The sequence below is a fragment of the Capnocytophaga sp. oral taxon 878 genome, from assembly GCF_002999135.1.
Lineage (GTDB): Bacteria > Bacteroidota > Bacteroidia > Flavobacteriales > Flavobacteriaceae > Capnocytophaga.
In genome coordinates this window covers 2489473-2504106 of record NZ_CP027229.1, presented here as the reverse complement: position 1 = coordinate 2504106, position 14634 = coordinate 2489473, and the positions used below count along the sequence as shown (strand labels likewise).

General features: G+C 41.4%; 10 protein-coding genes and 2 pseudogenes. 4 read left to right on the top strand and 8 right to left on the bottom strand.

The window, feature by feature from the left end; all coding sequences use genetic code 11:
• Window positions 1–57: 57 nt before the first annotated feature.
• The 3 genes from C4H12_RS11425 to C4H12_RS11415 form a co-directional block, all read right to left on the bottom strand.
• Window positions 58–294 carry a F0F1 ATP synthase subunit epsilon gene (locus C4H12_RS11425; RefSeq protein WP_106099027.1) on the bottom strand — a complete coding sequence of 79 codons (237 nt, stop codon included), beginning with the start codon at window positions 292–294 and terminating at the stop codon, window positions 58–60.
• Window positions 295–296: 2 nt separating this feature from the next.
• Window positions 297–1805 (bottom strand): F0F1 ATP synthase subunit beta, encoded by a 1509-nt coding sequence (atpD, locus tag C4H12_RS11420; protein WP_106099026.1) that lies wholly within the window; start codon window positions 1803–1805, stop codon window positions 297–299.
• A 267-nt stretch (window positions 1806–2072) separates the two neighbouring features.
• Window positions 2073–3620: a DUF4301 family protein gene (locus C4H12_RS11415; protein WP_106099025.1), complete on the bottom strand. Its 1548-nt coding sequence runs from the start codon at window positions 3618–3620 to the stop codon at window positions 2073–2075.
• Between the two features lie 376 nt (window positions 3621–3996).
• Between C4H12_RS11415 and C4H12_RS11410 the strand changes: the two genes are divergently transcribed.
• The 4 genes and pseudogenes from C4H12_RS11410 (at window position 3997) to C4H12_RS11395 (ending at window position 10195) form a co-directional block, all read left to right on the top strand.
• Window positions 3997–6999, top strand: a complete 3003-nt coding sequence (locus C4H12_RS11410) for a tetratricopeptide repeat protein (protein ID WP_106099024.1) — start codon at window positions 3997–3999, stop codon at window positions 6997–6999.
• A 7-nt stretch (window positions 7000–7006) separates the two neighbouring features.
• Window positions 7007–8749 (top strand): TonB-dependent receptor, encoded by a 1743-nt coding sequence (locus tag C4H12_RS11405; protein ID WP_106099023.1) that lies wholly within the window; start codon window positions 7007–7009, stop codon window positions 8747–8749.
• 362 nt (window positions 8750–9111) lie between these two features.
• A pseudogene (locus C4H12_RS11400) lies at window positions 9112–9747 on the top strand (peptidoglycan-binding protein LysM); the annotation flags it as partial.
• Between the two features lie 115 nt (window positions 9748–9862).
• Complete coding sequence (locus C4H12_RS11395; protein WP_106099022.1) at window positions 9863–10195, top strand: MerR family transcriptional regulator; 333 nt, start codon at window positions 9863–9865, stop codon at window positions 10193–10195.
• Window positions 10196–10259: 64 nt separating this feature from the next.
• On the opposite strand, the gene C4H12_RS11390 is transcribed toward C4H12_RS11395, so the two are convergent.
• The 5 genes and pseudogenes from C4H12_RS11390 to C4H12_RS11370 form a co-directional block, all read right to left on the bottom strand.
• A complete protein-coding gene (locus C4H12_RS11390; RefSeq protein ID WP_106099021.1) occupies window positions 10260–11174 on the bottom strand; it encodes a glutaminase in 915 nt (304 codons plus the stop codon).
• A 54-nt stretch (window positions 11175–11228) separates the two neighbouring features.
• A pseudogene (locus tag C4H12_RS11385) lies at window positions 11229–11357 on the bottom strand (ribonuclease E inhibitor RraB); the annotation flags it as partial.
• A 25-nt stretch (window positions 11358–11382) separates the two neighbouring features.
• Entirely contained in the window at window positions 11383–12252 is an 870-nt protein-coding gene (locus C4H12_RS11380) for a hypothetical protein (RefSeq protein WP_106099020.1), read from the bottom strand.
• 14 nt (window positions 12253–12266) lie between these two features.
• Entirely contained in the window at window positions 12267–13358 is a 1092-nt protein-coding gene (locus C4H12_RS11375) for a hypothetical protein (protein ID WP_106099019.1), read from the bottom strand.
• 4 nt (window positions 13359–13362) lie between these two features.
• On the bottom strand, window positions 13363–14589 hold the full coding sequence (locus tag C4H12_RS11370; protein ID WP_106099018.1) for a YhcG family protein: 1227 nt from the start codon (window positions 14587–14589) through the stop codon (window positions 13363–13365).
• Window positions 14590–14634 lie beyond the last annotated feature (45 nt).

The window sequence follows — 14634 nt, the reverse complement described above, 5'->3', positions numbered from 1 at the left end:
TAGGCACCTTGTAAGGTGCCTACCGCATTTATTTTTGTGTTGTTTTTTTAAGAGGGTTTAATCGGCTAGTATTACTGTTTTGTTATGGTTGCACTCCAGGGTGCCTCCTTTGATAGTAATACTTTGCAGTTCTTTTTTGCCTTGAAAAAGTTTTACCTCGCCGGCTGTAAGCATTGAGATTATAGGGGCGTGGTGCTCTAATATTACAAAGGGGCCTTTGGCACCTGGTACACTTACCGAGGTTACTTCGCCTTTGTACAATAGGGCTTCAGGAGTAAGGATTTCTACTATCATAATTAACTTGCTTCTGCTAACATTTTTTCGCCAGCTTCTATTACTTCTTCGATAGTGCCTTTAAGGTTAAAGGCGGCTTCGGGTAGGTGATCAAGTTCACCATCTAATATCATATTAAATCCTTTGATGGTATCTTTGATATCGACGTAGGCGCCTGGAAGGCCTGTAAACTGCTCGGCTACGTGGAAAGGTTGTGAAAGGAACCTTTGTACGCGGCGTGCGCGTGCTACGGCTATTTTATCGGCTTCGGAGAGTTCTTCCATACCTAAGATAGCGATGATATCTTGTAATTGTTTATAGTGTTGTAATAGCTCTTTTACGCGTTGGGCGCACTCATAGTGTTCTTTACCGAGGATTTCGGGGGTAAGGATACGTGAGGTAGAGTCGAGCGGATCAACGGCGGGGTAGATACCGAGTTCGGCTATTTTGCGTGATAGTACGGTGGTGGCGTCGAGGTGGGCGAAGGTAGTAGCTGGAGCGGGGTCGGTAAGGTCGTCGGCAGGTACGTATACTGCTTGTACTGATGTGATAGACCCGTGCTTGGTAGAGGTGATACGCTCTTGCATTGCGCCCATTTCGGTAGCTAAGGTAGGCTGGTAACCTACGGCTGATGGCATACGCCCTAATAGGGCTGATACTTCGGATCCTGCTTGTGTGAAGCGGAATATGTTATCGACGAAGAAGAGTACATCTTTCCCTTGCCCGTCGCCGGCTCCGTCGCGGAAGTATTCGGCTATTGTAAGTCCTGATAGGGCTACGCGTGCGCGTGCTCCTGGTGGTTCGTTCATTTGGCCGAATACGAATGTAGCTTTGGATTCTTTAAGGGCGTTTTTATCTACTTTGCTTAGGTCCCAACCTCCGGCTTCCATTGATTCCATAAATTGGTCGCCGTATTTGATAATTCCGGACTCTAGCATTTCGCGCAATAGGTCGTTTCCTTCGCGGGTGCGTTCGCCTACTCCGGCGAATACTGATAGCCCTCCGTGGCCTTTGGCGATGTTATTGATGAGTTCTTGGATAAGTACTGTTTTACCTACTCCGGCGCCTCCGAATAGACCGATTTTACCTCCTTTGGCGTATGGTTCGATAAGGTCGATTACTTTAATGCCTGTGAAGAGTACTTCGGTGGTGGTGGATAGGTCTTCAAATTTAGGAGCTGGGCGGTGTATAGGGAGCCCGTTATCGCCTTCTTTGGGTAGGTTACCTAGTCCATCTACTCCGTCGCCAATTACGTTAAAGAGGCGGCCGTATATATCTTGGCCTACGGGCATTTTGATGGGGCTACCGGTAGCGATTACTTCTGTATCTCGGCTTAGCCCTTCGGTTGAATCCATTGAGATGGCGCGTACTACGTCTTCACCTATGTGTGATTGTACTTCTAAGATGAGCTTGGTGCCATCGGGGCGCGTAATTTCGAGTGAATCGTAAATACGAGGCAGTTCTTTATCCGATGCGAATTCGACATCGACCACCGGACCTATTACTTGTGCTACTTTACCTTTTTGAAACATTCTTTTTATTTTTAGGGGTTAGGGGTTGGGGTTAGGGGTTAGGTGTGCTTTGTGCTGAAAACCTAATGCTTAACTCGTTTCCCTAAGATTTCGGGCAAAGGTACGTTATTTTTCAGAAACGGCAAATAAAAAGAGTTATTTTTTTACTCTTAGAAATGTAATATTTTGTTTTTCAGTGTTTTATTTGGGGTCTTTACCTTTGCTTTTGCTTCATAGTAAAAATGCTCAGGGGGTTGGCCTGAGCATTTTTAAGGGGGGATAGGGTGTTTATCCTTGGTGTGTTTTTTTCAGTAGATCGTTCACTACTTTAACGGGGTTAAAGGTGATGATGGGTACTTCGACAAAGAGGGTTATCCAGCGTGCCATTGAGCCGTTCCAGAGGCCTGGTAGTTCAAGTGCTTTTAGGGGTTTGCCCATATAGGTTTTGCTGGTTATGAATGCTTGGTTGGCATCGATGTATTGTGGGAGGTTGAATTTTTCTCCTTTGTAGTTTTTGGTTCCGCAGACTAAATCGACGGGGTTAAAGTGTGTGGATTGTTGGAATATTTCTTGTTGCTTGGGGTCGGTCATATTGACTTGTGCTGACTCGATTATTTGTAGGCTGTATCCGTCGGGTTCTTTGACCCAGAATGGTCCGCCTCCGGGTTCGCCTTCGTTTTTGACCATACCGCATACTCGTATGGGGCGGTTGAGTTGTTCTTTGATGAATTCGAGGGCGTATTGCCTGCGGAATTTGTAGAGGTAATCGGGGACGGAGATGTTGATTTTTTTTAGGAAATCGAGTATGTGTTTTACTTCTTTTTTCTTTATTTTGTTGTTATCGATGCGGCGTAGGATGGTGAATATTTCGTCTTGTACTTCGCATAGTTTGCCGGCGAGTGCTTCTTTGTAGAAGACGGTTTCGTCGGTGTATTTTTTTACGACTACGTTATCGATGTTTTTGATGAATATGATATCGGCGTCGATGTCGTTAAGGTTACTGAGGAGTGCTCCGTGGCCTGCGGGGCGGAAGAGGAGTTTTCCTTCTTCGTCTCGGAAGTACTCGTTATCTTCGGTTACGGAGATGGTATCGGTGCTGGGTTTTTGGTATGAGAAATCGACGTCGAAGGTTACTCCGTATCGTTGTTCGAGTTGTGGTTGTATGAGGGTGAGTTCTTTGTAGAAGGCTTCGGTGTGCTGCTCGGTGATGGTGAAGTGTAGGTGTGCTTGTTCGTGGTCGGAGGCGTATAGTACGGCTTCGCGGAAGTGTTCTTCAAAGGGTGTTGCTATTTTTTCGGAATGGCGGTGGAATGGCAGTAGTCCTTTGGGCATATTGCCGTAATTGAGTCCGTCGTCATTTAGGAGTGTGCTGACGATTAGGTGTTTTTGTGCGTCGTCATTAAGGGTGTTGAATTGTGGGTGGTGTTTGTTAATAAAATCGGTTAGGAGGGGGTAGAAGGCGAATCGTTCGAGGCCTTCGAAGAATATTTTTATTTCTTTGTTACTGGTTCGGTTGACGAATGCGATGAATGATTCGCGTTCGGGTTCAAAGGCGTCGCGGAAGGCGAATAGGGCTTTGAACATGCGTGTGGCTGCGCCTGATGCGGGGACGAATTTGACTATTTTGTTTCCTTTTTTGCGTTTTTGGTATATGGCGGCGTATTTGGCGGCTTCTTCTTTGGGTAGTGGTATTATACCGTCGCCTATTATGGCTGCTTTTTGCAGTTGTATGGGGGGTACGCCTTGTTTGAATTGTGCTACTTGTGCTTGTAGCATTGCTTCGGTAATGCCTTTTTTACCGAGTAGTGAGCGGTCTTTTTCTGTTAATTCCATCATAATACGTTGGTTTTAAATTCTTTTGTTTTTGTATTAATGTGTTGCGGTTAATAGTGGGGCAAAGGTACAAACAAAAAAAATAAAAAGCAAATTTTTTGTGGAGAAAAATAGGGGGGTTGGGGGATAGGGGGTAGGAGGAAGGGGGTAGGGGTGGTAGCTGGTGAACTATCCTTCGTTTATAGTTCGTTTATAGTTCGTTATTCGTTCGTTCATCCTAAGGGGTGTTTTTGGGGGTGTTGGGGTGTGGGTGGGGTGGGTGTGGGGTGATGGGGGAGGGTGGGTGATTTTGTGTTTTGGATTTTATTTTGTAACTTTGCCGCCTCATTCATTGGCGAATTGGCGTGGTGTGCCTTTTTGCTCATTAATCATTATTTGTATGAAAAAAACATTTCTTCCTGTGGCTTTGCTATTGGCGTGGGGGCAGGGGCTTGTAGCGCAAGAGACTACTGTTGTTACTGACCCTAATGCGGAGTACCAAAAAGCGGTGGCTTTGTATAATCGCAAGCTGTATCAGCCTGCTCAAAATTTGTTTAGAAACCAACAGAATACGCATCCTGATAAATCTATCCGGACGCATAGTGAATATTATGTGGCTACGATAGCGGCGCTTCTGAACCAAGATGGGGCTGATGCGCTGGTGAATAATTTTATTGTGAATCATCCTGAATCGGCGCTGGCTTCGGAGGCTTATGTGCAAATGGCTAATTTGTATTTTGAGCAGGGTAATTATGCGCAGGCTCTTGAGTGGTATGAGGCTATTGACCCTTTGAGCCTTAGTGGTGAGGAGCGGGAGCGTTATAATTTCCAGAAGGGTTATGCGCTTTTTCATACGGGGAACCAAGGGGCTTCTAAACCTCATTTTGAGGCGGTGCAGAATCATCCTAAATATGCTAATGATGCTAAATATTACTTGGGTTATATTGCTTATGATGCTAATGATTATGCGAAGGCTGAGAGTTATTTCAGACAGGTGGATAATAGCCAACAGGTGAATAACAATGTGTCATACTTCCAGGCTAATATGTACTTTAGTCAGGCTTTGTATGAGGAGGCTATTGAGGAGGGTGTGAAGCAGCTTGGGAAGACTAAAAACGCTCAAGAGGTATCGGAACTGAACAAGATTATAGGGGAGAGTTATTTCAACCTTAAAAAATATAAGGAGGCTATCCCTTACTTGCAAAACTATAAAGGCAAGAAGGGCAAGTTTAGCAATACTGACTATTACTACATAGGCTATGCTTTGTACAAGAATAATGACTATGCGGGGGCTATTGGACAGTTCAATAAAATAGTGGATGGTAATGATAATGTGGCGCAAAATGCGTATTACCACTTGGCTGAATGTTATTTGAAAACAGGGCAGAAGACGCAAGCGTTGAATGCTTTTAGAAATGCGTCGCAAATGGACTTTGATGCGCAGATAAAGAAAGATGCGATGCTTAATTACGCTAGGCTGGGCTATGAAATAGGGAACCCTTACGAGAGTGTGCCGAGTGTGCTGCAAGCTTATGCAAAGGCTTACCCTGGTGACCATAAGGATGAGATACAATCGCTTTTGGTAGATTCATATATCTCATCGGGGAATTACCAAGCGGCTATCGGCTTGTTGGAAAAATCAAACGACCCTAAGGATAAAGAGCTTTATAAGAAGGTGGCTTTTTATAGGGGGATAGAGCTGTTTAATGAGTTACAATACTCTGAGGCTATTATTTACTTAGACAAGGCTATAGCGGATAATAGTGCTATTGCGGCTCGTGCTGCTTATTGGGCAGGCGAATCGGCTTATCAGCTTAAAGAATACAGCAAAGCGGAGACGTACTTTAAACAGTTCTTCGCCAATAGTGTTGCTCCTAAAACGGAGGAATATAACAAGGCTTATTACGGATTGGCTTACGCTAACTTTAACCAGCATGATTATAGTGAGGCTATTAGTAACTTTGAGAGTTACTTGAAGCAAAATCCTAAAGATGAGGTGTGGAAACATGATGCTATGCTACGCCTTGCCGACTCATACTTTGTTACCGGTAAATACTGGCAAGCAATGGAGGGTTATAATAAGCTGATAGAAAACAAATCGGCAGATCAAGATTATGCGGCTTACCAAAAGGCTATAAGCTATGGCTTTGTGGAGAGACTCAATAACAAGATTGAAGATTTAGAACGCTTTATTAAGAATTACCCTAAATCAAACTTGAGACCTAATGCTTTGTATGAATTGGGTAACTCATACATTTCAAAAGGCGATACAGATAAGGGGGTAACTTATTACCAACAGCTTAGCAATGGCTACAAAGGTAATGCCCTTGTGCCTCGTGCTATGTTGCGAGAAGGACTTGTGTACTACAATAGAGGGGAAAACCAAAAAGCTCTTACCTTATTCAAATCAATAGCGAAAGATTACCCTAATACCAATGAGGCTTCACAGGCTGTTTCATCGGCAAAGCTGGTGTATGTAGATTTGGGTAAAGTAAGTGAATATGCTGCTTGGGCTAAGAGCTTGGGCTATGTGGAGGTTACTAACTTAGAGCTAGAAGCTGCTTCCTTTGAAGCTGCTGAACGCCAATACCTACAAGGTAATAACAAGGAGGCTATGACTGCCTTAGATAACTACTTGAAGGAATTCCCTAATGGTATGCGTAGGACTAATGCAGAGTTCTACAAAGCTCAGTTATACTTTAATGAAGGTAAAAAAGCGGAGGCTCTTGCTAATTATGAAAAAGTATGGAAAAGTGGCTCGACCGAATATGGAGAACAATCACTTACCCGTGTGTGCCAAATACTATTGGATGCTGGTAGCTACCTTAAAGCTAAACCTTATTTGGAAGAACTAGAAAACAAAGCTACTATAGCACAGAACAAAACTTATGCACAGAGCAACTTAATGCGTGTGTGCTATAATGAAAAGCTATATGATAAAGCTATTGAGTATGCTAATAAGGTTCTAGAAGAAAAATCTATTGATACTCGCATTAAAAATGATGCTTATATAGTACTTGCTCGTGCCTATGCCCAAGCAGGAAACGAGGCTCAAGCACGTAAGTATTACACTGAAGTGCAGAAAACAGCTACTGGTAGCCTTGCAGCAGAAGCCTTGTACTACGATGCTTACTTCAAAAATAAAGATAAAGACTATAAAGGCTCTAACGAAGTAGTTCAAAAACTAGCTAAAGATTATGGCGGACATAAAGAGTTTGCTGCTAAGAGTCTTATAGTAATGGCTAAAAACTTTAACGGACTAAAAGATGCTTACCAAGCTACTTATGTACTAGAAAGCGTAATTAAGAACTTTAAAGAATATCCAGAAGTAGTAGCCGAAGCTAAAAAAGAACTAACCGCTATTAAAGCCGAAGCCGCTAAAAGTAATTCATCAGTAAAATAGACACAAAATGAACAAATACATTATAATAACCTTATTGCTGGCTGCTTGCACTACCTCTGTTATAGCGCAAAGCCGCAAAGATAGCCTCTCTACCAAAGTTGTAGAAGTGGTAAAATCATACGCCCCTACTATAGCCGACGCCTATAAAAAACGGGAAGATGCTAAAATTAAAGACTCGCTTACTGTGAAAAAGAAAAAAGTAAGCTATCCTATCAACTCGGTACCTGTAGCTTCTACTTTTGTACCCGAAAAAGGAAAAGCAGCTCCCGTAAAACCAAAAATCATACGTGATGAATATCATGATTCATATATAGGAGCAGGTTTTGGTATGTTAAACACTCTATATGCCGATGCTAATATAACCTATCCAGTAAATGATAATAGCAAGCTTTCTCTGCTGGCTAATCACCTATCAAGCAACGGTGATGTAGATGACGTTATACCCGAAAGTAACTACGCCCTAAGCAAAGCCAAACTACACTATGACTACCAAGGCCAAGAGCTGATATGGGGCTTAAATGGCTATCTAGGAAGAAGAATGCACAACTGGTACGGCATACGCCCCAATGTATACACCCGTAATGAACTACGCGGCAAAGTAGATGATGTACAGCAAATATACCTCGACTATGGCGTAGGAGGTTACCTACAGTGGGAAAACCCTTACTTTAAAGGACTTGATTTTAACGTCGATGCCCTATCCGACCATTTCAAAAGCAAAGAACTAAACCTCAAAGCCCTTCCTACCTTCGAGGTTCCCCTTACCGAAGACCAATTTATACGCGCACGCGTACTATTAGATTACTATGAAGGTAGCTTTAACAGAGAAAACAACCTCATTAATGAAATCAACAACCGCTGGATGCTATTCGGCATTAACCCTTCATACGTATTAAATGTAGATGCCCTTTCACTAAAATTAGGACTATCATTAGTATATGCCGACGCAAACCAGTCCAACCAAAACAAATTCCGCCCCTATCCAGATGTAGAAGCCACCTACAGCTTCTCCCCAAATGCCATCTTAGCAGCAGGAATACGCGGCAAACTACAACAAAACACCCTTGCCAAGTTAAGCAATGAAAACCCCTTCATAGCCCCTATGCAAGAAATCAAACCCACCAACGTACAAGTCGATGCCTTTGTAGGACTAAATGGCAAAGTAACTACCGATTTGCAATACCGCGTACAAGGTAGCTATCGCCAAAGCAAAGAACACCCCTTGTTCACCACCCTTACCGAAAGCCCCCTCACCACCCAAATACTACCCTACCAATACTATAACTCCTTCAAAGTAATATATGATGAATTGGCCGACTTTGAATTCTTAGCCAGTATTGAAGGCAAACTCAAAGATATAGTCTATTTTAATTTCGAAGGCAAATATAACAATTACCAAGCACGCACCCAGCGCGACAAAACAGCCTGGAACCTACCCAACATACGCGTGTCACTCAATACCGATTTTAAAATACTACCCAACCTATTTGCTGGGCTCGACCTATTCTACACCGGCGAACGCTATGATTTAGACTACGAACTACCCCTAATAGCCACCCCTGCCAAAGTAAATCTCAGCGGATATATAGACGTAAACCTACACGCCGACTATACCTTTAACAAGCACTGGCAAGTATTCGCAAAAGCCAACAACCTAAGCTCCCAAAACCACAAACTATGGGCCTACTACCCCTCACACGGAGTACAAATATTCGCAGGAATAAGATACCTGTTCTCATTTAAAGACTAATACATAACAACACACCCAAAGCCCCTTGCCCCAATACGCAAGGGGCTTTTTTTTACCCCACCCCTCCCCCACCCTCCTACCTCTTACCTCTCACCCCTCACCTACTTTAAACGAACGAATAACGAAGGATAAACGAACTATAAACGAAGGATAGTTAGCGAGCTGGCACAGCTAAGTATGTCGCGAAGGACAGCCAGCCCCTATCTCCTCTCCCCTACCCCCTCTCTTACCTCTTACCTCCCCAAAAAACCACCCCAATTTTGTCAATTCAAAAAAAAGTCGTACTTTTGCCCCCGAATTAATTTTAAGCAGGCACTTTCGGGACCCCCAAAGTGCTATAAGTCTTAAAGAAAACAAGTTTTATGAAATATTTAAAAAAGAGGTATTTTTTTGTGATTATGGTGTTCTCTTTCCTAGGTTTCACCATCAAAGATGAAGAAGTTAAAGTAATGACAGTCCCTGCCAACTTTACAACCGATATACCTCAACTGGCTACCGCTATACCAGCCGAAAACAATAGCGAAGCAAAACTAATTACTTACAGTGCCCTACACGCTGGCAAAACATTTGTAGGTTTTAAAGAAGCCCTCGCATACCGCGAATCACGCGGAAGCTACACAGTAGTAAACCGATTCGGTTATATGGGCAAATACCAGTTTGGCAAACGAATATTACGCTTCTTCGGCGTAACCAACACAGAGGCATTCCTCAATTCACCCCAACAACAAGAAGAAGTATTCGTTATGAGCCTTCAGCACAGCAAATGGTTCCTGCGCAAAGAAATCGCAAAATTCGCAGGCAAAAAAATCAATGGCATCGAAATTACCGAGTCCGGCATATTAGCCGCAGCACACCTGGCAGGCGCCACCTCAGTGCGTAAGTTCTTCAAACACAAAGGTAACTATAACTTTGCCGATGGTAACGGCATCACCTTGCAGAACTATCTAAAACACTTCGCAGGCTACGATACCTCACATATCACAGCCGAAGAACACCCCACAATCAACTCCGTTAAAACCGAACAATTACCAATTGATAATACAGATACACCGCAGCCTGATAACAACACCATACCACAGCTCGCGCTAATTAATTATCAATTATAATTACATTATGGTAGTTTCTCTCCCACACAAATTATACTACAGTATAGGCGAAGTAGCCAAAGCCTTTGGCGTAAACCAATCGCTCATACGCTTCTGGGAAAAAGAATTCAAAATCATCAGCCCCAAAAAAGACGGGTCTGCAGGCAGAAAATTCACCCCCGATGATGTGAAGAAACTACAACTCATCTACCACCTTGTTAAAGAACAAGGCTTTACCCTTGAAGGCGCCCGCCAACGCCTGAAAGAAGATACACAAAAAACGCTCTCCAACTACGAAATAATCGCAAAGTTAGAAAGCGTAAAACAAGAGCTTTTAAACATAAAAAAAGCCCTAAATTAACTATAAGATAAAAGTAAGAGGTAAGAAATGCTATATTTCTTACCTCTCACTCTTATACCCTATTTTAAAAAATAGAAGTATGCGTTTGCGCCGTGAACTCCTCCAAAAACTTCATCCCCCTGTATGAATTACCCTTCTCATTCAGCTTAGGGCTCCATACCGCTATACTGTAATGATTAGGCAATAAGGCAACAATACCCCCACCTACACCACTCTTGCCAGGCAAACCCACTTTAAAAGCAAACTCCCCCGATTCATCATAAAAACCACAAGTCTGCATCAGCGCATTCACACGCTTAGTGCAAGTCTCCGTTAGTATCTGTACACGGTCATGCATACGGATACCATCATTAGCAAGAAAAGAGAATATATACGCCAATGATTTGCAAGTAAGCTCCAATGAGCAAAGTTTAAAGTAGAAGTTAAGCACCTCAATAGGATCATTCTCAATATTCCCCAATGATTTGATATAGTAACACAAAGCAAAGTTCCTATACCCCACCGATTTTTCCGACTCGGCTACTAATACCGAGTAGTTAATACTATCGTCATTAGCCAATTCACGCACAAAGGTAAGAAAATCCGAAGGAGCATCTTCCAAGATAGAAAGCAAGATATCACACACCACTATTGCCCCAGAATTAATAAGCGGGTTACGCGGTATGCCATTATCAGCCTCAAGCTGTATCAGCGAGTTAAACGAAGTGCCCGAAGGCTCCACATCTACACGGCGCCACAGCTGGTCGCCAATAATACTATAAGCAAGTGATAGCGCAAGCACCTTAGCAATACTTTGTGCCGAAAACTTCTCATCACAATCACCAATACCATAGGATTGCTTGTTAAGGCTATAAAAATACACCCCAAACTTCTCAGGGTTTACTTGTGCCAATTCGGGAATATAAGTAGGCATTTTACCACCATTTTCTCCCTTTAATACTTGCTCATAAATAGAGTCAATTATTTTAGAATACTTCATTTTCAATTTTTCAATTTATTATTAATACTTTACCAAGTAAAGTGTGATTCATATTTATTGTACATTTACACAGCCCCAGCCGTCGTAATTGCCTTCAAAAGGAGAGGCAAGTTCTAACAAATCCCATACGATATCATCAATATCTAGCGGACTGTCTTCACGGGTAGCTTCCACCATATAGGGATATTCTTCGTTGGGGGAAATTTTATTATTCATAATACTCGTATTTTATTGTTTTTATGTTATGTAAATCGCGACTGCCTGTTAAGGTTCTTTTCTTTATGGGGTTGTGTTGCTTATCGTATTCGTACTCGTAGATTTCTTCACTTTGTTGTTCCCCTTCTGAAAAATATTTATTTGAGATTTCATCCTTGTTTTCATTGTAAGTAGAAAGAACTTTAATAAACTTTTTATAAATCTTATATTCCATTTCTATCAGATTATTTTGGTTGTCATATTTATATCTAAATACTTTAGCTGTGGACTTTCCTTTTGGATACGTAATTGTCGTTACAGTATCGTAATACTTGTCATTATAAGAATAAGTTGTTTGTGAGGTTAAAGAATCTTTTTCGCTAATAGGAATGGTGTTCTTTTTGGAGAATCTTCCTTTTTCATCATAAGAATAAAGATTTTTGAAAGCGTATTGGTCGTTTATATATTCATCTTTTTGAATTACTTTACCTACTTGGTTATATCTATAATGAATAGTTTTTCTATCTAAAGGAGCGCCTTGATCAGAGAGGGTTACTACTGTTTCAGTAATGAGGTTATGCTGAGTGTCGTAAACATAATTTGCTGTTGTAACCTCCTTTTGAATATCATCATACGTTTTTATTTGCTGAACATACCCAGCTGTATTAAAGGAAATAGTTGAGGAGATAGTTCCAGAACCCTCATATCTGTGTGGTAGGTAATTAGGCATCATTTGCTTGACAGTTTCTAGCTTTTTAACTTTGCCGTGAAGGTTTAACCATTCCCAGTTTTTTTTGGGTAGGGTAGTGAATCTTTCTTGTGCGTTGCAAGCCAATAGGCAAAGAGCAAAGGCTAATAATGTAGTAAGCGTTTTGTAATTCATATAAGTTTGATTTATTATTTAAGGCTGATACAGATATACTGACCTCGTGGGTTATAGTGACCTTTTTGATCCCAACGAACAGAGACATTAATTACTTTGGCATAGAGATTCCCGTCACTTCCCATAAAGACTTGTTCTCTATCCTTTTCATCTAATACTAATGCCCACTGAGTAAAAGTGGTTGAAAATACTTGCTTTATTTTATTTGTTCCTTCAATACTATAAAGTGAAAATTCAGTAATACTTTCCCAAACATTGTCGAAAAGGATGATGAGATGCTGCTTATCGGGGGTGATGTAAGGGGAAGCGGGTAAATAAACCTTTTTACCTGTAGTTTTGTCAATCAAGGTATAATCCCAATCTTCATAGTATGTAGTACTGATAAGATATTGATTTAGAAAGGGTATTTCCCCTATATAGGTATGTTCTATTCTATTGTCATCGTACTTAGGCGCAAGGCTATCAATATAAGTAATATATTTGTTTTTACACTCCTGACAAGGAAGGCGCAGTTTCCCTTTTACTTTTTTGATGGTGGTGGTAGTGTCTATAAAATTAACGGCATTGGCTTTTTGAGCGAGATATTCGTCTTTAGTCACAAAACGAATGTTTATCTTCTTGAGCGGTTTCTTGTCTTCAGTAGTAATCAGGTCTTTATAGTTGAGTTTTATTTGGCTAATATCACCTGTTTGTTCTTTTTTAATAAAGAGTTTTTCCCATTGCCACAAGATAATGTCTTCGCCATTGCGCTTGTACTTTCTTTGGGTGCGCTGTTTTATGCCATACCAAGAGTTAAGTTCTTGAACTACCTCTACTTCTTCGGCATAGGGTAATTTGCCAAGACGTGCGCTTTTGTCGTCGGCTTCCTCATAAAAATCAATACTATCGCGGGTGGTTACATAAACTTCTTTGATGGTAGGCTCTTTGTTATAATCAATAGGGTTGCCTATTTTTCCTGTTTTAGGGTGTTTACTGGCTGCTGAATCCTTCTGTTGTGTATAAACCACAGTGGTTGTTTTGGCTGCCTCTTCTTGGGCAGGAGAGGATGAGATATATTGGTGGCAGCTGCAACAGAGTAGCAATATGGCGCTTAAGAGGGGTTTCATTTTGTTAAGTCGTTTTTGAGTTTGTCGATTTCTTTTTGGGTATCGGCGATGAATTTGGTATCGATATCGGTGGCTGATTTGCTAATACTTTGCGCAACTCTTCTATATTGGGTAATACACGCTGAAATTGTTCAGGCATTTCGGCAGTAGTGGTATAACGAGCTACTCCCATTGGCTTGTGATAGTCTTGAATGACATATTGTACAAAATCTTTATTAAAGTCTTTACAAAGAATGATACCAATGGTAGGATTTTCGTGTGGTTTCTTTACTGTGTCATCTAAAATTCGCAAATAGGTGGTGAGTTGTCCTAAATAAGAGGGTTTGAAATCTCCTTTTTTGAGTTCTACACACACCAAACAGTTAAGTTCGCGGTTAAAGAAGAGCAAATCGGGGTATTGTTCTATATCAAACACTTCCAAATGGTATTGATTACCTACAAAAGTAAAATCTTTGCCGAAAGTCATAATAAAATTCTTTACATTGTGGATAATCTGTTGTTCTACTACTCGTTCGTCTATATCAGCGAGGTCTCGTTCTCCTATCTCTTCTACATTGATAAAATCGAGCAAGTACTCATCTTTGAACATTTCAACTGCTTTACGGGCTAAATTCTTGGAAGGGAGCGTTTGGGAGAAATTATTAGGGATAGGTTCCTTTGGGAAGATACCTTCATCTATAAACTTCATCAAAGTATACTTACTAAGATGTTCTTTGGCACATTTGCGAATGTAAAACAAACGCTCTTCTATATCCTTCACTTTTGCTATGATAATACTATGATGAGTAAATGGTACCTCAAGAAAAGCATTGTCATAAAGCATATCAAAGCGCGGTAACAATATGGGTGCTTCTGTTGTTTCTAATTCGGCAGCTACGGCTGCCGAATTAATAAGACCTTTGTTATCAGACCTTTGCAGTTTAGAAAATGTAGTTTCCAAATTAGTATCTAACTCCTGCCACGCCTCATAAAAGGCACGCATATTTTTGATATTGCGTTCGCTAAAACCTCTAAGTCCTGGTAGCTCTTTATGGAGTTGTTCGGAAATAGCTTTTATAGCTCCTGTTCCCCATACCCCTTTGCGGGTATTTTGAGAGACATAGCGCCCTACGCCGTAATACAAGGAGAGTTGCAAGGCATTTACTTGCTTAGCAGCCGTATATTGACTGCTGAGAATAGCTTCTTTTATCTGCTGGGTAGCAGTGGTATAGGAGGTTTTTGGAGTACTCATCTCTAATTTGCTTGTTTGTTGATTGTGAAATATTAAGAATGGGGT

Bases quoted from the DNA above. Each gene is read 5' to 3' on its own strand.
- C4H12_RS11425 (WP_106099027.1), bottom strand. From the start codon at position 294: ATGATAGTAGAAATCCTTACTCCTGAAGCCCTATTGTACAAAGGCGAA.
- atpD (WP_106099026.1), bottom strand. From the start codon at position 1,805: ATGTTTCAAAAAGGTAAAGTAGCACAAGTAATAGGTCCGGTGGTCGAT.
- C4H12_RS11415 (WP_106099025.1), bottom strand. From the start codon at position 3,620: ATGATGGAATTAACAGAAAAAGACCGCTCACTACTCGGTAAAAAAGGC.
- C4H12_RS11410 (WP_106099024.1), top strand. From the start codon at position 3,997: ATGAAAAAAACATTTCTTCCTGTGGCTTTGCTATTGGCGTGGGGGCAG.
- C4H12_RS11405 (WP_106099023.1), top strand. From the start codon at position 7,007: ATGAACAAATACATTATAATAACCTTATTGCTGGCTGCTTGCACTACC.
- C4H12_RS11395 (WP_106099022.1), top strand. From the start codon at position 9,863: ATGGTAGTTTCTCTCCCACACAAATTATACTACAGTATAGGCGAAGTA.
- C4H12_RS11390 (WP_106099021.1), bottom strand. From the start codon at position 11,174: ATGAAGTATTCTAAAATAATTGACTCTATTTATGAGCAAGTATTAAAG.
- C4H12_RS11380 (WP_106099020.1), bottom strand. From the start codon at position 12,252: ATGAATTACAAAACGCTTACTACATTATTAGCCTTTGCTCTTTGCCTA.
- C4H12_RS11375 (WP_106099019.1), bottom strand. From the start codon at position 13,358: ATGAAACCCCTCTTAAGCGCCATATTGCTACTCTGTTGCAGCTGCCAC.
- C4H12_RS11370 (WP_106099018.1), bottom strand. From the start codon at position 14,589: ATGAGTACTCCAAAAACCTCCTATACCACTGCTACCCAGCAGATAAAA.